This window comes from Lysobacter firmicutimachus, from assembly GCF_037027445.1.
Lineage (GTDB): Bacteria > Pseudomonadota > Gammaproteobacteria > Xanthomonadales > Xanthomonadaceae > Lysobacter > Lysobacter firmicutimachus.
This window is the reverse complement of the sequence record NZ_JBANDL010000002.1, coordinates 1,229,983-1,249,116: the sequence shown is the minus strand read 5'-3', so window position 1 is coordinate 1,249,116 and position 19,134 is coordinate 1,229,983. Positions and strand designations below refer to the sequence as shown.

The window sequence follows — 19,134 nt, the reverse complement described above, 5'->3', positions numbered from 1 at the left end:
GCGGTGTCCTCGTGGAGGTCTGAGCGGGATGCGGCCAGGATGGCCCGCGCCGAAGCGGCCGGCGGTTCCGATCTTGCGCTTTCGCGCCCGCCCCGGCTCAGACGCTGACCGCGAACCCCAGCAGCACGGCCACTTCCACCGCCTCGGCCAGGGCGCCGCAGCAATCGCCGGTCATGCCCTGCAGACGCTGTCGCCAGGCTCGCCGCCACGACGCGAACACCAGCATCGCCAGGGCCAGAGCCAGCGCGCCGCGCCAGCCCGCCGCCGCGCAGCCGGCGGCGCTGAGCAGCAGCGCGGCGATGCAGGCCGCGCGCGGTGCGGCGACCAGGGCCTGGCCCAGCCCGCCGCTGCGCACGTAAGGCGTGGTCAGAAAGGCCAGGGTCAGGGCCGCGCGCGCCAGCACTGGCGCCAGCAGCAGGGCCGGCCAGGCCGGTGCCGGCAGGCTGGCCAGGGCCGCGAATTTCAGCAACAGCGCCAGCACCACCGCGACCACGCCGATCGGGCCGCTGCGCGGATCTTTCATGATCGCCAGGGTGCGCTCGCGCCGCTCTTGTTGCGTCGCGCCCATGCCGCCGACCCAGGCGTCGGCACTGTCGGCCAGGCCGTCCAGGTGCAAGGCGCCGGTGAGGGCGACCCAGGCGGCCAGCAACACCGCCGCCGACAGCAGCGGCGGCCGGGTCTGCAGGGCCCAGGCCAGCGCGCACAGCGACAGGCCGATCGCCAGCCCCGCGGCCGGATACCAGGCCAGCGAGCGGGTCTGCGCCTGCGGATCCTCGAACACCCGCGCCGGCACCGGAATCCGGGTCAGGAACCCGATCGCCGCCAGCAAGGCGCGCATCAGCCGCCGACCGGGTCCGCTTCGACGCGTTCGACGCGTTCGTGGCGATGCGCGGGGCGGCCGGTGTCGGCGGTCGCGGCGGTCGCCGGCGGCGGCCAAGGCAGCGGATGCAGGGAGGCATGGCCGACGTCGATCGCCAGCATGTCGCTGTAGCGGCGGCCGGCGGCCAGGCAACGCAGCAGACGGATCACGCCGCCATGGGTGATCACCAGCACGCGCCGGCCGGCATGGCGCTGCGCCAGCTCGTGGGTGGCGGCGAGCAGCCGCGCGGTGAAAGCGTCGAAGGTTTCCGCGCCCGGCGGCGGAAAGGCGACCGGATCGGCCCAGAACTGTGCCAGCGCCTCGCCCTGGTGAGCGGCGATGGCGTCGACGGAACGGCCCTGCCAGTCGCCGAAGTCGTATTCGACCAGGCGCGGCTCCAGGCTCAGCGGCAGCCCGCGCGATTGCGACAGGTCGCGCGCGAACGCGGCGCAGCGCTGCAGCGGCGAGCTGACCACCGCGTCCCATTCGCGCCCACGCACCGCGTCGCGCATCTGCCGCCAGCCCAGTTCCAACAGGCTGTCGTCGAGCTGTCCGCGGTAACTGCGATGGCCGGTGTCGCCATGGCGCAGCAGGTCGATCTGGGCAAGCGTCATCGCTCCGGCTCCGTTCCGTGTGCGGATCTGGCGGTGGGGAGTCTCATCATGCCCGCTCCGCGTGACCGGTGGAGACGCCGGCCTGTACGAAAGTCGCCATTCCGCCATGCAGCGCACAGGACAGGCGCAGCAAGGGCACCGCGACCGCGGCGCCGCTGGCCTCGCCCAGGCGCATGCCCAGGTCGAGCAGCGGGTGCGCCTGCAACGCATCGAGCACCGCGGCGTGACCGCGCTCCTGCGAGCGGTGCGCGTACAGCAGCCAGGGTTCGCAGCCGGGGTTGAGCGCGCGCGCCGCCAGCGCGGCGACGCTGGCGATGAAGCCGTCGACCAGCACCGCCAGCCCGGCCTGGGCGGCGGCGAGATAGGCGCCGGTCAGTGCGGCGATCTCGAACCCCCCGAGCCGGCGCAACCGCTCCGCCGCGACGGCCTGCGCGTCGCCCGGTCCGGCCGCGGACGCGTGCAGGGCCAGAGCGCGCTCGATCACCGCGACCTTGTGCGCGATCCCGTGCGCGTCCAGGCCGGTGCCGGCGCCGGCCAGCTCGGCCGGCGCACGCCCCAGCAGCGCGCAGGCCAGGGCCGCCGCCGCGGTGGTGTTGGCGATGCCCATCTCGCCGCCGACGAACAACTGCGCACCGTGTTCGCGCGCCCGGCGCACACTGTCGGCGCCGGCGGCCAGCGCGGCCTGCAGCTGCGCCGGCGTCATCGCCGCGCGTTCGCAGAAGTTGGCGCTGCACGGCGCGATCAACCAACGGCGCACGCCCTGGATCGGGCCCGGGTCGTTGACCGTGCCCAGATCGACCACGTCCAAGTGTGCGCCGAGCGCGCGCGCCAGCACCGCGATCGCCGCACCGCCGCCGGCGAAGTTGCGCAGCATCTCGCCGGTCACCGCCTGCGGAAACGCCGACACGCCCTCGGCGGCGACGCCGTGATCGGCAGCGAACACCGAAATCCACACCCGGTCGACCGCCGGCGTCGGCGTGCCTTGCAGGCCGGCGAGGCGGATCGCCACCTCTTCCAGCCGGCCCAGCGAACCGGGCGGCTTGGTCAACTGACCCTGGCGCGCCTGCGCCTGGGTCTGCGCTTCGTTCTGCGGCTGCGCGCAGGCGCGCCGCCACCACGATGCATCGTCGTTCATTCTGCAACTCCTTCGATGACCCGCGCTTCGCCCAATGCGGGCGGCGCGCCTTTCAAGACCCAGGGCAGGCCTGCGGCGACGAACCAGACTTGCCCGCACAACGCGCCCAATGCCTGGTGCAGCCGCCCGGCCTCGTCGACATAGCGACGGCTGACTTCGCCCATCGGCACCACCCCGAGCCCGACCTCGTTGCTGACCAGCAGCACCCGCCCCGGCAGACCCGGCAGCGTCTCCAGCAAGGCCGCGCGTTCGCGCTCGAACGCGGCCGGATCGGCGCCGAACAGCAGATTGCTCAGCCACAGGGTCAGGCAGTCGACCAGCACGCAACGCTGCGGCGCCGCTTGCGCGCGCAACGCCGCGGCCAGCGCGACCGGCTCTTCGATGCAGCCCCAGTGCGCCGGTCGGCGCGCGCGGTGATGATCGATGCGCGCGGCCATTTCCGCGTCCCCGGCCTGGCCGGTGGCGATGTAGACCACGTCGGCGTAGTCGCCGGCGATGCGTTCGGCCAGCGCGCTCTTGCCCGAGCGCGCGCCGCCGAGGATCAGGCTGTGCATGCGGCGTCCTCCAGTCCGAACCATCGCGCCAGGCGCGCGGTGTCCAAGTGCGCTTCGACCGCATCGGCGAGCCGCTCGATGCCGGCTTCGCGCAGCGCGCCCAGGTCCAGCGGCTCGGCCCCTTCCAGCCCGGCCCAGCGCAGCAGCGCGGCCAGGGCCTGCGGCTGGTCGAACAGGCCGTGCAGGTAGGTGCCCAGCACCTGGCCGTCGGCGGACAGCGCGCCGTCGTCGCGGCCGTCGTCGAAACGCAAGGCCGGCCGCTGCAGCGCCGGACCGCGGCTGACGCCGCAATGGATTTCGTAGCCGGCCACGGTTGCGGACTCATCGTCGAACGCGAACCGCCCGCGCACGTTGCGCAGCTGCTTATGCGGCTCCAGCGTGGTCTCCAGCTCCAGCCAGCCCAGGCCCGCGCTCGAACCCGGCTCGCCCTCGATGCCGTGCGGATCGTGCACCGCGCGGCCGAGCATCTGCAGCCCGCCGCAGATGCCGATCACCCGTCCGCCGTAGCGCAGATGGCGCGCGATCGCCTCGCCCCAACCGTGGCGGCGCAGCCAGTCCAGGTCGGCACGGGTCGATTTCGAGCCCGGCAGCACGATCAGATCGCAGGCCGGCGGGGTTTCGCCGGGGCCGACGAAACGGCAATCGACCTGCGGGTGTGCGCGCAAGGCGTCGAAGTCGTTGTGGTTGCTGATCCGCGGCAAGGCCGGCACGGCCACGCGCAGGCGCGCGCCGGCCTTGGCCGCCGCTGCGCGCGGCAAGGCGTCTTCGGCCTCCAGGTGCAGGCCGTGCAGATACGGCAACACGCCGAGCACCGGCTTGCCGGTCTCGCGTTCCAGCCAGTCCAGGCCGGGCTGCAGCAGGGCGATATCGCCGCGGAAACGATTGATGACGAAGCCGACCACGCGCGCGCGCTCACGGTGCGACAACAGAGCCAAAGTGCCGACCAGGTGCGCGAACACGCCGCCGCGGTCGATGTCGGCGATCAGCACGACCGGACAGTCGACCGCTTCGGCATAGCCCATGTTGGCGATGTCGCGGTCGCGCAGGTTGATCTCGGCCGGGCTGCCGGCGCCTTCGACCACCACCGCCTGGAACCGCTCGCACAGGCGCGCGTGCGAGGCCAGCACCGCGGCCATCGCCGTGCGCTTGTAGTCGTGGTAGGCGCGCGCATCCAGGTTGGCCACGGCGCGGCCGTGCACGATCACCTGCGCGCCGGTGTCGCTGTTGGGCTTGAGCAGGATCGGATTGAAGTCGGTATGCGGCGCCAGCCCGGCGGCCTGCGCCTGCACCGCCTGGGCCCGGCCGATCTCGCCGCCGTCGGCGGCGACCGCGGAATTCAGCGCCATGTTCTGCGGCTTGAACGGCGCCACCGCCACGCCGCGCCGGCGCAGCCAACGGCACAGCGCCGTGACCAGGGCGCTTTTGCCGGCATCGGAGGTGCAGCCCTGCACCATCAGCACGCGCGCGCTCATCGCCCGCCCTGCGTCGAAGCGGCGGCGAGTTCGTCGACGGCGGCGGCCAGCGCGGCATCGAGCCGGCGCCACTCCGCCTCGTCGCCGGGCAGGCCGAAGCGCAGGCTCGGCGGCTGCTCGAACAAGCGCGTCAGCACGCCGCGCCGGGCCAAGGCCTCGTGCAGCGGCGAGGCATCCTCGCCGCGCCGCCATTGGAAGAAGGCGCTGCCGCCGCTCGGCGCCAGGCCGTGCGCGCTCAGCAGCGCGGCCAGGCGCGCGCCGTCGGCGAGCAGGCGCTCGCGCTGCGCCGCCTGCCAGTCGCGATCGGCCAGCGCCGCGCGCAGCACGTGCCGCGCCGGGCCGCTCAAGGTCCACGGCCCGAGCCGTTCGCGCAGCGCCCGCAGCAGCGGCGGCGCGGCGCAGACGAAGCCGGCGCGGGCGCCGGCCAGGCCGAAGAACTTGCCGACCGAACGCAGCACGATCAGCCCCTCGCGCGCGCTGTCGGCGCACAGGCTGTGTTCGGGAGTCGCGTCCATGAAGGCCTCGTCGATCACTAGCCAGCCGCCGCGCGCGGCCAGCGCCGCGTGCGCCTGCAGCAGGGCTTCGCGCTCGAAGCGATCGCCGCCGGGATTGTTCGGATGGATCAGCACGATCACATCGAACGCATCGACGTGGCGCAACAACTCGGCCGCCGGCAAGGACTGCACGGCGTGCCCGCAACGCCGCCAGGCATGCGCATGCTCGGCATAGCCCGGAGCGAGTACGCCGACCCGCACCGGCGCGCGCAGCTCCGGCAACGCCTGGATCGCCGCCTGCGAGCCCGCGACCGGCCACAGCGCAGGCGCGCCGTAGTAGGCGCAGGCGATGTCGATCAGGCCGTCGTCGTCTTCGGGCAGGCGCTGCCAGGCGCGCGCCGGAATCGCCGGCACCGGCCAGGCGGTCGGGCTGATGCCGGTCGACAGATCCAGCCATCGCTCCGCCGCGATGCCGTAGCGGCGCGCGGCGCGCAGCAAGCGTCCGCCGTGTTCAAGCATGGGTCGACTCCGGAACGGGGCCGTCGCGCAGCCAATGGCGACGGCCAATGCGAAAAGACGGGGGAGCATAACGGCAGGCCCGCGGCGCAGGCGCCCGCCCCCTATCCGCGGCCGGGCGCTCAGGCCGCCGCATCGGCCAGCCTCCGCGGTACCACGGCGGGTTTGCGCGCGCGCCGCGCCGTCCGCGCCAGGACGAGCGCGCGCAGGCGCTTGCAGGCGACCAGGATCGCGGTGACCGCCAAGGCCGCGCCGATCGCCAGGCCGGCCAGCAACAGGCCCAGGCGCAGGCGCGGCCGTTCCAGCAGCCACGGCAAGTCCCAGCTGTGCAGGCCGTGATACAGCCAGCGCTCGGCCCGGCTGCGTCGGTCGCTGACCGCGACGATCTCGCCGCGCGCGGGCGCGATCTGCACCCAGCTCGCGGCCGGGTCGTCCAGACGCAGACGCCACACCGGCAGCGGCGGCGGATCGCGGTGCGTCGCCTGCAGATAGTAGGCGTCGTAAGTCTGCAAGCGCTGCCGCGCCGCGATCTTCAACCTGCTGTAGGCTTCGGCGCGCCGCACCGCGGCGGCGAGATCCGGCGCGGACGCGGCACCGGTCAGGGCCGGCGCCCACGCCGTTCCGCCCCGGCGCGACTGCATGCGCAACCAAGGTTCGCCGGCCAGCCAGACCAGCTCGGCCTCGAGCCAGCCCTCGCCCACCGGCAGGCGCGGCCGCCAATGCGCCGGCCACGCCGGCGGCGGCGCGGAAAACGCGTCGCGCCAGCGCTCCAACGCCGGGTTCGGCGGCGCGCGCATGGGACCCATCGACATCCAGCCGCTGAACAGCCAGCTCAGCATCAGCAAGCCGCCGCCCCAGCCGAGCCAGTGGTGCCAGGCGTAAACGCCGCGGTATTGACTGATCCGGCGCACCCGGCGCCAGGCATCGATGCTGCGCCAGGCACCGATCGCCACCCCGGCCAATGCCGCGAACAAGGCCGCGCCCGACAGCCACATCACCACTTGGCGCCACAACGCCGGCTGCGCGCGCAGCGCTGTCGGGTAGATCCAATGCACGATCGCGCCGACCCAGTTCCAGCCGCGCTCGCTGCGGGTGCTGTCGCGCACCGCTTCGCCGGTGCTCGCCGACACGTACAGTTCGGTCGCCTGCGCGTCGGCGAAACGCAGCTTGTGCAGCGGCGGACGCAGGCCGGACAGACCGTTGAGCGTCCACTGGTCGCGCTCGATCCGCCCCAGGTACTGCGGCGCCGACTCCGCCTGTCCGCGGCGACGCTGGAAATCGCGCGCCACGGCCGCGGCGGCCGAAGCATTGAGCTCGGGCAGCACGCGGCCGTCGTCGGCGCCGACCAGATGCCAGCGCTCCTCGCCGTCGCGCAGCCGCCACACCGGCCGCGCGCCGAGCATGCCCAGCCGCGCGCGCTGCGGCGGGGCGTCCAGACCCGCGGCCCGGGCCGCCTGGCGTGCGTCGATGCGGACCGCCGCCAGCGCCAGATCGGATCGCCCGGCGCGCGACTCGGCCTCGCTCAAGCGCGGTAACGGCACGAACAACAACACCGCGCCGGACAGGAACCACAGCAGCACCGGCACGGCCAGGACGACTCCCAGCCAGCGATGCCACAGCTGCAGCTGGCGCTTGAGCGCGTTCAAAAGCGCTGCGTCCATTCCAGCTCGAACTCGCGTCCCGGCCCGAGCAGCGCCTGTGAGCGGCCCGAGCCGACGTACAGCGCATCGCCGAGATTGCGCGCGCGCAAGGTCAGCCGGCTGCCGGTGCGGGGACGCCAGGACAGTTGCGCGTCGGCGACGGTGTAGCCGTCGATGCGCGAGGTATTGGCGTTGTCGTTGTAACGGTGGCCGACCCGGCGCAGCCCCAGCGCGGCGCTCCAGCGTTCGACCGGGTCGAAGCCCAGCCACAGATTGAACACGCGCTCGGGCGTATTGGCCGGGGTGCGACCGTTGCGCGACACCAGCCGGCCCGCGACGACTTCGTTGAAGTCGTCGAAGCGCGCGTCCAGCACCGCGGCATTGGCGTCGACCCGCCAGCGCGGCGAAAACGCGTAGCCCAGGCCGAGTTCGAGGCCGCGCGAACTGCGCTGCCCGATCTGCTGGACCCGGTTGGGGTCCTCCTCGTCGCGGCTGAGCAGGTTGCGCTTCTCGATCCGGTACGCCGCCAGCGACCAGTCGCCGCGGCCGCCGGCGAAGCCCTGCTTGAGGCCGATCTCGATCTGCCGCGCCGGGGTCAGCGACCAGTCCTTCTGCGCCAGCGGCAGGGTCACCAAGCCCGAAATCGGATCGATGCCCTTGCTGGTCTGCGCGTACAGCGACGTCCGCCCGTCGAACGCGAACACCGTGCCCAGGCGCCAGGCGGTGAAATCGAATTGCGTGCCGAAGCCGGTGCCGGCCGGCAGCTCCTTGCGCTGCACTTCGATGCGCTCGCGGCGCAGGCCGCCGACCAAGGTCCAGCGCGGCCACAGTTCGATGCTGTGCTCCAGGTACAGCGCGCGCTGGCGGGTGATGCTGCTGAAGCGCGGCCGGGTGCCGGCGAGGTTGACGAAGCCGCCGGGGGCGAAGTCGAACGCCGGCACCGTGTCGCGGCCGCCGTAGGGGCCGTTGTTGCTGTGGGTGAAGCGCACCCGCGTGGCTTCGGCGCCCAGGTTCAGGCGCTGCGCGCGCCCCCACAGCTCGCCCACGGCGAGCAGGTCGAAACGCTGGCCCCACTGCTCCTGGTCGTGGCCGATCGCGATGAAATCGCTGCGCACGACCGTGCTCTTGCGCGGATCGAAGGCGTAACTCTCGGCATTGCGCCAGCGCCGGTCGATCGCGACGTGGTAGGTCTCGGCGACCAGTTGGGTGCGGGCGCCCAGCGCATAGTCGAAGCGCAGCCGCGCCAGGCCGTCGTCGTAGCGGACATGGCTGTCGGCGACGTCGTAATTGCGCTCGCGCAAGCGCCGGTCGAGCCGGCCGTCGACCAGCGGCGTACCGAAGTAGCGCGGGTCGTGGCGACGGCCGCCGTCGTACTTGAGGGTCGCGGTCAGGCGCGGGCTGAGGTCCCAGGCCACCGCGCCGGAGAAGCCGTAGCGCTCGTAGCCGGCGCGGTCGATATCGCCGTTGCCGCCGGCGCCGGTCAGGTCGGCGCGCCAGCGCACCCGCTCGCCCGCGCCCTGCCCCGCGCCGAGACCGAAGCGGTACCCGTCCCAGCTCGACGCCGCCAGCATCGCCTCGCGCCGCGGCGCGCTCTGCAACGCGCGCGGCACGTAATGCACCACGCCGCCGATGCTGCTGTCGCCGAATAACACCGAGGCCGGGCCGCGCAGCACCTCGATCCGGTCGAGTTGCCAGGTATCGCCGGGAAAGCTCAGCGTGCCGGAGGCGACGAACACGCGCGTTCCGTCGTACACCTGCGCCACCGAACCGTGGCCGGAGAAGCCGCGCAGGCTCAAGGAAGAGCCGCCGTTGCCGGGCGCGCCCATCGGCACCACGCCGGCCGCGCGCGCCAGCGCCCGCTGCGGCGTGTCGTCGCCGCGCTCGCGCAAAGTTTCGCCGTCGAGGATTTCGACCGCAGCCGGCAACTCGCGCAGGCTCAGGCCGAGCCGGCTGCCGGCGTCGGCGACCCGCTCCAGCGGCGACTGCGCGCGCACCTGCACCGCGTCGAGGGTGGTGGAATCGTCGGCGCAGGCGGTGTCGGCGAAGGCCAGTCCGATCAGGGCCAAGCTCAGGCGACGCAGCGGCAAGGCGCCGCGCATGGGCATGCGGTGGGTCCTGCGATCAAAGAGGCGGGCTGACAAGCGGGCGGTCTCCGGTGCTCGCGCACGGGATGCCCGCAGGCCCGGAGCGGCCGGCGCCGGCGCATCGCGGTGCCGCGACGCGTCCACGCACGAACCCGGCCCGCGCGCGGACGCACCGGCCACAGCCGGATGCGACGCGATCGGGATTCGACTCCAGTCCCGCGCCCGCACCCCGGAGCGCATGTTCGACTGATCGCCGCAGGGTCGGTCTTCTGGCTCGCCTTCGACCTCCTCCGCCGGCCTTCCCGGTCGCGACGACCAGTGGCGTATGGGCGGATTCGTCAGGCTTACAGCAGCGGGGGCTGCGCCGGAATGGCCGGGCCGCATCGCGGCGCCGGCGTCACCGGACTTCCCTTCGGCCTTGCGGCCGATGCCGCGCGATGGCTTGCGCGGCGAACCCTGTGGACGGCGCGACTTTAGGCGAGCGCCTGCGGCGCCGCAACTGCACACCGCAGTATGGCGCGCGCGACGCCGCACGCCGCATGCGCCGCAGCTCAGAGCGCGCGCCAGAGCCATGCGCCGAAAGCGATCGTCGCCAGCCACAGCATCGCGCCGCGTCCGACCAGGCGTTGCGCGCGCTCGATAGATTCCGCATCCGGCGCCGCGCCTTCGCCGAGTTCGGGGCGCGGCTCCCACCGGCCGTGATACGGCGCGGCCCCGCCCAGGCGCACGCGCAAGGCGCCGGCGCCGGCGGCCATCACCGGTCCCGCGTTGGGACTGTCCCACTGCGGCGCCTGCGCGCGCCAGCAGCGCCACGCCGCCGCGGTGTCGCCGAGCACGGCGTAGGTCAGCGCGGTCAGTCGCGCGGGCAGCCAGTTCAACACGTCGTCGATGCGCGCGGCGGCCCAGCCGAAACGCTCGTAGCGCGGCGTGCGATAGCCCCACATCGCGTCCAGCGTATTGGCCAGCCGATAGCCGACCGCGCCGGCCGGCCCCAGCGCTACGTACCAGAACAGCGCGCCGAACACCGCATCGTTGCCGTTTTCCAGCACCGACTCGGTCGCCGCCGCCGCCACGCGCTCGGCGTCCAACACGGCGGTATCTCGGCTGACGATGCGCGCCACCGCGTCCCGCGCCGCCTGCAGATCGCCGTCGCGCAAGGCGCAGGCCACCGGCACGGCATGCTCGTCGAGGCTGCGCAAGCCGATGCACAGATACAGCACGACGGCGCCGAACGCGCTCCCGGCCCACGGCGATCGGGCCATCAGGATGAGCTGCAAATACGCCGTCGCGGCGACGATCGGCGCCACCGCGAGCGACCAGGCCAAGACGCCGCGCAGGCGCCCGTCGGCATGCCCAGCGTTTTCGATCGCCCGCACCAGCCGGCCGAAGCCGACCAGCGGATGGGCGCGCCGCGGTTCGCCGAACGCCGCGTCGAGCATCACCCCGGCGAACAGGCTCAGCACCAGCAAGGCAGCGCTCATCAGGGCGCACTCACGAAGGCATGCTCACGACAGCGTGCTCACGACAGCGCGCTCATGGCAGGAACAGACGCAACGCCGCCTCCGGGTTGGACGGGAAATAGAAATGCACGAAGCTGGCGCTGAGCCGACGGTCGCGGTACAGCGCTTCGCGGCTGGGACCGCCGTTGGGATTGTGCGAGTGCGCGATCGGCGCGGCCGCGATCTCGGCGCGCGCATAGTGGAAGGTGTGCCCGCGCAACTCGCCTTCGGGCAGTTCCACCGACTGCAGGCCCAGCGCCGCCAGTTTCGGCTGCAGCGCGGCGTGGCCCGGCAACAGGCCGGCCATCCGGCCTTGCGCGCCGTCGCGGTCGCTGAGCCGGTCCAGCGCATACAACAGGCCGCCGCATTCGGCCAGGATCGGCGTGCCGGCGTCGCGCAGCGCGCACAACTGCGCGCGCAAGTCGGCGCGCGCCGACAAGGCCGGCAGGTGCAGCTCCGGATAACCGCCCGGCAGCCACACCGCATCGCAGCAGGGCAGCGCGTCCCCGGCCAGCGGCGAGAAGAATGCCAGCTCGGCGCCGGCCTCGCGCAACAGCTCCAGATTGGCCGGATACAGGAAGCAGAACGCCGCGTCGCGGGCGATCGCGACGGTCTTCCCGCGCAGCGCCGGCGGCACCGGCGGCGGCGCGGCCGCGGCGAATTCGACCGGCGGCGGCAGTTCGGCGTCGGCGTGCGCGCCCCAGGCGTCGGCGAGCGCGTCCAGGCGCGCATCGAGATCGCCGAGTTCGCCCGCCGAAACCAGGCCCAGATGCCGCTCCGGCAGCGCCATCGCCGGGTCGCGCGGCAGCGCGCCGAGCCAGCGCAGTTCCGCCGGCAGGCTCTCGCGCAGCAAGCGCGCGTGATACTCGCTGCCGATCCGGTTGGCGGCGACGCCGTACACGCGCACGTCGTCGCGGTAGCGCGCCAGGCCGGCGGCGAGCGCGCCGAAGGTCTGCGCCATCGACGAACCGTCGATCACCGCCAGCACCGGCACGCCCAGCGCGACTGCCAGGTCGGCGCTGGACGGCTTGCCGTCGAACAGCCCCATCACGCCCTCGATCAGGATCAGATCGGCCTCGCCCGCGGCGCGATGCAGCCGCGCGCGCACCTCGGCCTCGCCGCACATCCACAGATCCAGTTGGTAGACCGGATGCCCGCTGGCGCGCTCGAGCACCATCGGATCGAGAAAATCCGGCCCGGTCTTGAACACCCGCACCCGCCGCCCCTGCCGCGCGTGCCAACGCGCGATCGCCGCGGTGACGCTGGTCTTGCCCTGGCCCGAGGCGGGGGCGGAGACGAGCAGGGCCGGACAGCTGGAATTCGGAATCGGGGATTCGGGATTCGGCAACGCGGAGTCGCCGGCTTCGGCCGTCGCCAATCCCGAATCCCGAATCCCCCATCCCGTGTTCACAACTCAATCCCCTTCTGCGCCTTGATCCCCGCCTTGAACGCATGCTTGACCATGCGCATCTCGGTGACCGTGTCGGCGGCCTCGACCAGCGCGTCGGGCGCGCCGCGGCCGGTGATCACCACGTGCTGGCGCTCGGGCCGGGCCGCGGTCGCGGCGAGCACGTCGTCGAGGGCGATGTAACGGTGCGCCAGGGCGATATTGAGTTCGTCGAGCAGGACGAAGTCGTAGTCCGGGTCGGCCAGCATCCGCGCCGCCACCGCCCAGGCCGCCTGTGCGGCGGCGATGTCGCGCTGCTTGTCCTGGGTCTCCCAGGTGAAGCCCTCGCCCATCACGTGATAGTCCAGCTCCTCGAAGCGGCGGAAGAACGCCTCCTCGCCGGTCGAGAAGCTGCCCTTGATGAACTGCACCACGCCGCAACGCAGACCGTGACCGAGCGAGCGCGCCAGCATGCCGAAGCCGGATGAGCTCTTGCCCTTGCCGTTGCCGGTGTTGACCACCAGCACGCCGCGCTCGACCGTGGCGCGGGCGATCTTGCGGTCGATCAGTTCCTTCTTGCGCTGCATGCGCTCGCGATGACGCTCTTCGGAGGTCGCCGCATAACCGGCGCGCGAGGTCGCCATGTCCTCGGCGGGGCCGTCGGCGCTCACGCCGCCGCTCCGACGCGCGGGCGCTGGCCGACCAGGCGCGCCAGCGAATACGCTGCGAAGCCCGCGCCCACATAGCCGGCCAGGGCGCCCAGGCTGCGCGGGTAGTACTGCGGAACCCGCTCGAGGAAGCCGGCCAGGCTGGCGTCGGGGTAGCGACCGGACAGGAAGTAGAAACCGCCCTTGGAAATCAGATAAGCGACCGCCGACGTCGCCAGCAACACCCACGCCAGCCGCGGCACCGCGCTCCAGGCGTCGCGATGCGCCCGCGCGTAGATCCGGCCGCCGAACCACAGCGCACCGTAGGCGAAGGCCAACGCCCAGTACGCCGGCGACAGGCACCAATCGGTGATCCGCCCCTGTGCCAGGCTGCCCAAATCCAACAGCGAGGACAGCAGGAACAGCGCCGGAAAGCCCCAGGCCGGGCGCAGCATCGCGCCAGCGAGGAAGAACACCGCCCACGACGCGCTGGGCAGCGCGTCGACGCTGGCGAAGTGCTGGCCGCGGGTGCAGATCATCAGGACGGCCAAGGCCAGGCCGACGCCGATCTGGGCGCTGCGCGAGCGCAGCGGCAAGGGGGCGACGGGGGTTTGCTCTAGGGTCGGGGACATGCTCGGACTCCGATGACGGAACGGATGAGTGACGATGCGCGGATCAATCGTGGCGGCGGGCGACGGCGAGCTGGCGCAGGTGGTGGGCGATCACTGCGTAGAAGCCCAGGGCGACGACGACGTAACCGAGCGTGGTGCGTACGAACAGCGGCCCCCAACGCCACAGCCGACTCAGGTACTCGGCCAGGTTCGGATCGGCGTAGCGTCCGCCGAACCAGTAGAACGCGCCGTTGGAAACCAGGAACGAGACGCTGGCGGCCAACGCGGCGACCGCGAGGGTCGCCGCCAGTGCGCGCCATTCCGGCGCCAGCCGCGGCGCGACCCAGCGCCCGCCGTACCACAGCGCGGCATAGGCGAGCAGCAGGAAGGCATAGGACGGCGTCACGCAGTAGTGCTGGAAGAAGCCCAATCCGCGCCCGGTGATGGCGAGGTAGTCGACCGCCACCGCCATCCCAAGATAGGCCAGGAACCCCAGATGCCGGCGCAGGAACAGGCCGCCGAGGAAGAACACCGCCATCGACGCGTCCGGCAGATGCAAAGCGCTGCCCAGATGATGGAAACGGGTGCCGAGCATCAAGGCCAGCAGCGCGCCCGCCACCGCGGCGCGCGCCGGTCGCGACCAGACCGCGGCGTCCGCGTCCGCGTTCGGCAAGGCAGCGGCGCTCGCTGCGTGGGGGCGGGTCGGCGGGTTCATCGGCAGGCCTCGGTGGAGCCGGCGCGCACGCCGGCGATGGTGATGGGGTCAGCGCGCGGGTCGGTAACGCAGGCTCAACAGGTAGTTGCGGCCGGGCTGGTTGTAGAACGCAGCGGTCTCGTAGCGACGGTCGAACACGTTGTCGGCGCTCAACTGCACGCTCCACGACGGGTGGAAGGCATAGCCCAGACGCAGATCGGCCAGGGCATAGCCGCCCAAGCGGCGGCTATTGGCGAGGTCGTCGTAGCGTTCTCCGGCGGCATAGACACTGGCGCCGAACGAGAACGCGTTCACCCGCCGGTCCAGGTCGATGCGCGCGCTTTGCCGTGCACGGCGCGGCAGCCAGTTGTCGCGATTGCCCCCGGGGCTGAGGTTGCGCGCGTCCAGCCAGGTCGCGCTGGCGCGCAGATCCCATTGCGCCAGCTGCGTGTCCAATGCCGCCTCCAGCCCCCGAATGCGCGCGCTGTCGACGTTGCCCGGCAGGCCGATCGAGGCGTCGTAGGCGATCAGATCGTCGATCTTGTTCTGGAAGGCGTTGAGCGACCACACGTGCTGGCGGCGCTCGCCCCAGGTGCCGCGCAGGCCGAGCTCGACGCTGCGCGAGGTTTCCGCGCCCAAATCGGGGTTGCCGTAATTGGGGTAGTACAGCTCGTTGAAGGTCGGCGCCTTGAACGCGGTGCCGTAGCTCGCGGTCAGGCGCAGCGATTCGCTCAGGTTCCAGCCCCACAGCAGGCTGCCGGTGGTCTCGCCGCCGAACTGGCTGTCCTCGTCGCGGCGCAGGCTGGCCTGCAGCGCATGCGCGCCGACGTCCTGCTGCCACTGGCCGAAGGCACCGCGCAGGATGCGGCCGTCGCGGGCATAGGCGACGTTGCTGTCGACGCGGTCGCGCTGCCAGTCGAAACCCAGGGTCAACAGGCCCTCGCCGAGACCGAGGTCGGCCTGCAGCGAGCCCAGCTCGCGGCGGGTCTCGAAGGTGCTGGAGTACTTGCCGTTGCGATAGGCCTCGCTGAGATCTTCGCTGCGGCCGGCGCCGGCGCTGACGCCGATGCGCTCGCTGGGGCGATAGCGCAGCTTGGCGCCGAGCACCTGCTGCACGCTGTCGGCCTGATTGTTCTGGCTGCCGTCGTATTCGTTATGAGCCTCGGCGCGGAACGCGCGCGCCTCGGCCTCCCAGCGCTCGCCGAAACGGTAGCCGCCCTGCACGGTCAACGACTGGTTGCGGTAGCCGTCGCGGTCGGGCGAGTTAGTGAAACAACCGGCGCCGCGCGGCGCCGGCTTGCCGCGACAGGCATTGATGCCGTCGGTGTCTTCGTGTGCGGCATTGACCGAGTACCAGCCGCGCTCGCCCTTGCCGGCCACGCCGGCGCTGGCGCGGTGGGTCTGGTAGCTGCCGATCGCGGCGCTGAAGCTCGGCGCGAACGCGCCCTGCGGACGGCGGGTGAAGATCTGGATCACTCCGCCGAGGGCTTCGGAGCCGTACAGGCTGGAGAACGGCCCGCGCACGATCTCGACCCGCTCGATCTGTTCGACCGGAATGTCCTGCAGCGCGGTTCCGCCGCTGGTCGCCGAACCGAGCTTGATGCCGTCGACCAACACCAGTACGTGATCGGATTCGGTGCCGCGCAGGAACAGCGAGGTCTGCTTGCCGGCGCCGCCGTTATTGGCCAGCGACACGCCCGGCGCGCCGCGCAGCAAATCCGGCAGCGAGGCCGGCTGGCGCCGTTCGATTTCGGCGCGATCGATCACCGTCACCGCGGCGAGAGTGGCGTCCTGGGTCTGGGCGGTGCGGGTGGCGGTGACCACGACCTGATCCAGATCGACCGCGGCGGGCGCGGCGGCGGCCAGGCCGGGGGCGGCAAGCACGCCGCCGGCGAAACACAGGGAAGCAAGACGCAGGCGCGGGGCGCAGCAAGGCAAAGTCACAGGCGGTCTCCAGGGCCGCGCTCTCCCGCGCGGCCGTGATCGGTCGTGACAGAAGGCGGAAACGGCCAGGAGACGGCGCAGGCGCGCCTTCGCCCCGAGACCGGCCCACCGCCTGTCGGTTCGCGCTCCGGGCCGGTCTCCGGGCTCGCGAGCCGATGCGGTCCTGTGCGGAACCGGCATCGCGTACCGCGCCTTCCCGTGTCGAAACACAGTGGCTGCGTGCGGTACGTGTACTCGCCTACCGTTGCGGGGGCAGCTCCGGCTTGGCCGCCTGCGGGGCAGGACGACGACCGGATTCCCGTTTCAATCCCCGGCGAATGTGCCGGCGATCACCTTGAGCGCGGGCATCTTAACAGTCGCGCCCGGTGGCGACGCCAGCGTACGGCGCGCGATGGGCGCGCAGCCTGCCGCCCGCGCCCGGTCCCGCGCGCGGAAAAGCGCCTTAACGGGCGGCCAGGCGTGACCGGCTGCGCACTACCACTTTTCGACTATTGCCGATAGGCGGACTTTGGCGGATTTATTGACCAATTGTTATGCGCGTGTTAAATCGCAATGACATCGCTGTCAATCCCTCAAGGAGTCGCCATGCACGTCCGCCGTACCCCCGCCGGCCCGCGCCATCCCCTGGCCCTGGCTCTGCTGCTCGCCCTCGCCGCCCCGGCGTACGCGCAGGATGCGCCGCAGAGCGACGCCAAGACCCTGGACCAGGTGATCGTGACCGGTACCCGCGTGTCCGACCGCACCGTCGCCGAGTCGACCGCGCCGATCGACATCATCACCCCGGAAACCCTCGAAGCCACCGGCACGGTCGAACTGGCCACCGCGCTGTCGCGCGCCCTGCCCTCGCTGAACTTCCCGCGTCCGGCCATCACCGACGGCACCGATGCGGTGCGCCCGGCGCAGTTGCGCGGCCTGGCCCCCGATCAAGTGCTGGTGCTGGTCAACGGCAAGCGCCGCCACACCACCGCGTTGATCAACCTCAACGGCAGCCAGGGCCGCGGCTCCTCGCCGGTCGATCTCAACGCGATCCCGATCGCCTCGATCGAGCGGGTCGAAGTGCTGCGCGACGGCGCTTCGGCCCAATACGGCTCCGACGCCATCGCCGGCGTGGTCAACGTGGTGCTCAAGGGCTCGGGCCAGAACGGCTCGATCGCCGCGCGCTACGGCCAGTACAGCGCCGGCGACGGCGAGCAGTACCAGCTCTCCGGCGACGCCGGCTTCAAGCTCGGCGAAAACGGCTGGCTGCGCCTGGCCGCGCAGGGCGGCCATCAGGACCAGACCAACCGCGCCCGCCCGTTCCAGGGCCGGGTCGAACAGCGCTACGGCGATCCCGAGATCGACCACGGCGCGTTCTCCTACAACGGCGAGTACTCGCCGGCCGATTACCTGAGCTTCTATTCCTTCGGCAGCTACAGCGAACGCGACGTGTTGTCCAACGGCTATTTCCGCTTCGCCGGCGACCCGCGCAACATCCCCTCGATCTATCCCAACGGCTTCCTGCCGCAGATCCACAACGTCAGCAAGGACCGCGCCGCGGTGTTCGGCGTGCGCGGCGAAACCGCCGGCGGCACCCAGATCGATTTCAGCTACAACTACGGCCACAACGGCCTGACCTTCGACATCGAGCACACCCTCAACCGCAGCCTGGGCCCGAGCTCGCCGACCCAGTTCTACGCCGGCGCGCTGGAGGTCACCCAGCACGTGCTCAACCTCGATTTCACCCGCGCGATCGAACTGGGCTGGAAGTACCCGCTGACCCTGTCCTGGGGTGCGGAATGGCGCGGCGAGGAGTTCAGCCAGCGCGCCGGCGAGCCGCTGTCCTACGCCAACGGCGGCGTGGCCGCGCCGAACGGCCAGATCATTCCCGGCGCGCAGGTGTTCTCCGGCTTCCGCGCCAGCGACGCCGGCGATTTCGACCGCCACAGCTACTCGTTCTACCTCGATGCGGAAACCGACGTCACCGACAAGTTCTCCATCGGCGCCGCGGCCCGCTACGAGAGCTACAGCGACTTCGGCGAAACCACCTCGGGCAAGCTGTCCGGCCGCTACGCCTTCACCGACAAGGTCGCCCTGCGCGCCACCGCCTCGACCGGCTTCCGCGCGCCGTCGCTGCAGCAGCAGTACTTCCAGTCGATCGCGACCAACTTCATCAGCGGCATTCCGTACGAGATCGGCACCTTCCGGGTCGACAACCCGGCCGCGGTCGCGCTGGGCTCGGAGCCGCTCAAGGCCGAAGAATCGACCAACTACAGCCTGGGCCTGGTGCTGCAGCCGGTCGACGCGCTGTACATCACCGTCGACGCCTACGACATCAAGGTCAAGGACCGCATCCTGCTGTCGGAGAACCTGACCAGCGCCGCGGTACGCAACTACCTGCAGGCCAACGGCTATCCGGGCATCGGCGGCGGCCGCTACTTCACCAATGCGGTCGATACCAAGACCCAGGGCGTGGACGTGATCGCGACCTACGGCTGGGAACTGGCCGCGGGCAAGCTCAACCTCACCGCCGGCTACAACTACTCCAAGACCGAGATCGACAAGATCGCGCCGAATCCGCCGCGACTGGCGGCGATCGACCCGGCGGCGGTGCGCATCGGCCGCACCGAGATCGGACGCATCACCAAGGGCGCGCCGAAGGACAAGTTCTTCCTCGCCGGCGACTGGAAGACCGGCCACTGGAGCTTCAACGCCACCGCCACCCGCTACGGCCAGTTCACCGAGCTGCACGCCACCGATCCGCGCCAGGACCAGACCTTCGGCGCCGAGTGGACGCTGGACCTGGCGGCGACCTACCGCCTGGATCGCTGGGAGTTCACCGTCGGCGGCGACAACGTGCTCGACGCTTATCCGGACGAGTCCAAGCTGGTCCGCGGCACGCGCAACTACCTGCCGTACAACACGGCCTCGCCGTTCGGCTTCAACGGCGCGTTCGGCTACGTCAAGGTCGGCTACAAGTGGTAAGCCTTCCGGCGTGACGATCCAAC

General features: G+C 71.9%; 15 protein-coding genes and 2 riboswitches. Of the genes, 1 reads left to right on the top strand and 14 read right to left on the bottom strand.

All coding sequences use genetic code 11. The features are described 5' to 3' along the window. Positions 1-97: 97 nt before the first annotated feature. From V2J18_RS05315 to btuB, 14 genes are all read right to left on the bottom strand, one after another. Positions 98-841, bottom strand: coding sequence for an adenosylcobinamide-GDP ribazoletransferase (locus tag V2J18_RS05315; protein WP_336133068.1), 744 nt, complete (start codon positions 839-841; stop codon positions 98-100). After that, entirely contained in the window at positions 838-1,473 is a 636-nt protein-coding gene (locus tag V2J18_RS05310; RefSeq protein ID WP_075574969.1) for a histidine phosphatase family protein, read from the bottom strand. Before V2J18_RS05310 ends, V2J18_RS05315 begins: the two co-directional genes overlap by 4 nt. A gap of 46 nt (positions 1,474-1,519) precedes the next feature. Next, positions 1,520-2,608: a nicotinate-nucleotide--dimethylbenzimidazole phosphoribosyltransferase gene (gene cobT / locus V2J18_RS05305; protein ID WP_064746478.1), complete on the bottom strand. Its 1,089-nt coding sequence runs from the start codon at positions 2,606-2,608 to the stop codon at positions 1,520-1,522. After that, entirely contained in the window at positions 2,605-3,162 is a 558-nt protein-coding gene (gene cobU, locus V2J18_RS05300) for a bifunctional adenosylcobinamide kinase/adenosylcobinamide-phosphate guanylyltransferase (protein WP_336131260.1), read from the bottom strand. The genes cobT and cobU overlap by 4 nt, the downstream gene beginning before the upstream one ends. Then, on the bottom strand, positions 3,150-4,634 hold the full coding sequence (locus tag V2J18_RS05295) for a cobyric acid synthase (protein ID WP_064746476.1): 1,485 nt from the start codon (positions 4,632-4,634) through the stop codon (positions 3,150-3,152). Before V2J18_RS05295 ends, cobU begins: the two co-directional genes overlap by 13 nt. Further along, positions 4,631-5,647 (bottom strand): threonine-phosphate decarboxylase CobD, encoded by a 1,017-nt coding sequence (gene cobD, locus V2J18_RS05290; RefSeq protein WP_336131259.1) that lies wholly within the window; start codon positions 5,645-5,647, stop codon positions 4,631-4,633. Before cobD ends, V2J18_RS05295 begins: the two co-directional genes overlap by 4 nt. A 119-nt stretch (positions 5,648-5,766) precedes the next feature. Next, entirely contained in the window at positions 5,767-7,305 is a 1,539-nt protein-coding gene (locus tag V2J18_RS05285; protein ID WP_336131258.1) for a PepSY domain-containing protein, read from the bottom strand. Further along, positions 7,287-9,389: a TonB-dependent receptor gene (locus V2J18_RS05280; RefSeq protein ID WP_336131257.1), complete on the bottom strand. Its 2,103-nt coding sequence runs from the start codon at positions 9,387-9,389 to the stop codon at positions 7,287-7,289. The genes V2J18_RS05285 and V2J18_RS05280 overlap by 19 nt, the downstream gene beginning before the upstream one ends. Before the next feature lie 242 nt (positions 9,390-9,631). Continuing rightward, positions 9,632-9,779, bottom strand: a riboswitch (cobalamin riboswitch). A 140-nt stretch (positions 9,780-9,919) separates the two neighbouring features. Further along, complete coding sequence (gene cbiB / locus V2J18_RS05275; RefSeq protein WP_336133067.1) at positions 9,920-10,837, bottom strand: adenosylcobinamide-phosphate synthase CbiB; 918 nt, start codon at positions 10,835-10,837, stop codon at positions 9,920-9,922. 64 nt (positions 10,838-10,901) lie between these two features. Continuing rightward, positions 10,902-12,170 (bottom strand): cobyrinic acid a,c-diamide synthase CobB, encoded by a 1,269-nt coding sequence (locus V2J18_RS05270; protein ID WP_425606097.1) that lies wholly within the window; start codon positions 12,168-12,170, stop codon positions 10,902-10,904. 104 nt (positions 12,171-12,274) lie between these two features. Beyond that, positions 12,275-12,898, bottom strand: a complete 624-nt coding sequence (cobO, locus tag V2J18_RS05265; RefSeq protein WP_336133066.1) for a cob(I)yrinic acid a,c-diamide adenosyltransferase — start codon at positions 12,896-12,898, stop codon at positions 12,275-12,277. A 23-nt stretch (positions 12,899-12,921) separates the two neighbouring features. Beyond that, positions 12,922-13,533, bottom strand: a complete 612-nt coding sequence (locus V2J18_RS05260) for a hypothetical protein (RefSeq protein ID WP_336131255.1) — start codon at positions 13,531-13,533, stop codon at positions 12,922-12,924. Between the two features lie 43 nt (positions 13,534-13,576). Then, on the bottom strand, positions 13,577-14,227 hold the full coding sequence (locus V2J18_RS05255; RefSeq protein ID WP_425605945.1) for a hypothetical protein: 651 nt from the start codon (positions 14,225-14,227) through the stop codon (positions 13,577-13,579). A 48-nt stretch (positions 14,228-14,275) separates the two neighbouring features. Then, positions 14,276-16,150: a TonB-dependent vitamin B12 receptor gene (btuB, locus tag V2J18_RS05250; RefSeq protein ID WP_425605944.1), complete on the bottom strand. Its 1,875-nt coding sequence runs from the start codon at positions 16,148-16,150 to the stop codon at positions 14,276-14,278. 113 nt (positions 16,151-16,263) lie between these two features. Further along, positions 16,264-16,502, bottom strand: a riboswitch (cobalamin riboswitch). 233 nt (positions 16,503-16,735) lie between these two features. Between btuB and V2J18_RS05245 the strand changes: the two genes are divergently transcribed. Then, positions 16,736-19,111, top strand: a complete 2,376-nt coding sequence (locus V2J18_RS05245; RefSeq protein WP_064746469.1) for a TonB-dependent receptor plug domain-containing protein — start codon at positions 16,736-16,738, stop codon at positions 19,109-19,111. Positions 19,112-19,134 lie beyond the last annotated feature (23 nt).

What these genes read in the sequence shown, in the direction of transcription:
- V2J18_RS05280 (WP_336131257.1), bottom strand. Translation starts at nt 9,389, where the DNA reads ATGCCCATGCGCGGCGCCTTGCCGCTGCGTCGCCTGAGCTTGGCCCTG.
- V2J18_RS05260 (WP_336131255.1), bottom strand. Translation starts at nt 13,533, where the DNA reads ATGTCCCCGACCCTAGAGCAAACCCCCGTCGCCCCCTTGCCGCTGCGC.
- cobD (WP_336131259.1), bottom strand. Translation starts at nt 5,647, where the DNA reads ATGCTTGAACACGGCGGACGCTTGCTGCGCGCCGCGCGCCGCTACGGC.
- V2J18_RS05255 (WP_425605945.1), bottom strand. Translation starts at nt 14,227, where the DNA reads ATGAACCCGCCGACCCGCCCCCACGCAGCGAGCGCCGCTGCCTTGCCG.
- cobO (WP_336133066.1), bottom strand. Translation starts at nt 12,898, where the DNA reads ATGGCGACCTCGCGCGCCGGTTATGCGGCGACCTCCGAAGAGCGTCAT.
- V2J18_RS05245 (WP_064746469.1), top strand. Translation starts at nt 16,736, where the DNA reads ATGCACGTCCGCCGTACCCCCGCCGGCCCGCGCCATCCCCTGGCCCTG.
- V2J18_RS05310 (WP_075574969.1), bottom strand. Translation starts at nt 1,473, where the DNA reads ATGACGCTTGCCCAGATCGACCTGCTGCGCCATGGCGACACCGGCCAT.
- cobT (WP_064746478.1), bottom strand. Translation starts at nt 2,608, where the DNA reads ATGAACGACGATGCATCGTGGTGGCGGCGCGCCTGCGCGCAGCCGCAG.
- V2J18_RS05295 (WP_064746476.1), bottom strand. Translation starts at nt 4,634, where the DNA reads ATGAGCGCGCGCGTGCTGATGGTGCAGGGCTGCACCTCCGATGCCGGC.
- V2J18_RS05285 (WP_336131258.1), bottom strand. Translation starts at nt 7,305, where the DNA reads ATGGACGCAGCGCTTTTGAACGCGCTCAAGCGCCAGCTGCAGCTGTGG.
- cobU (WP_336131260.1), bottom strand. Translation starts at nt 3,162, where the DNA reads ATGCACAGCCTGATCCTCGGCGGCGCGCGCTCGGGCAAGAGCGCGCTG.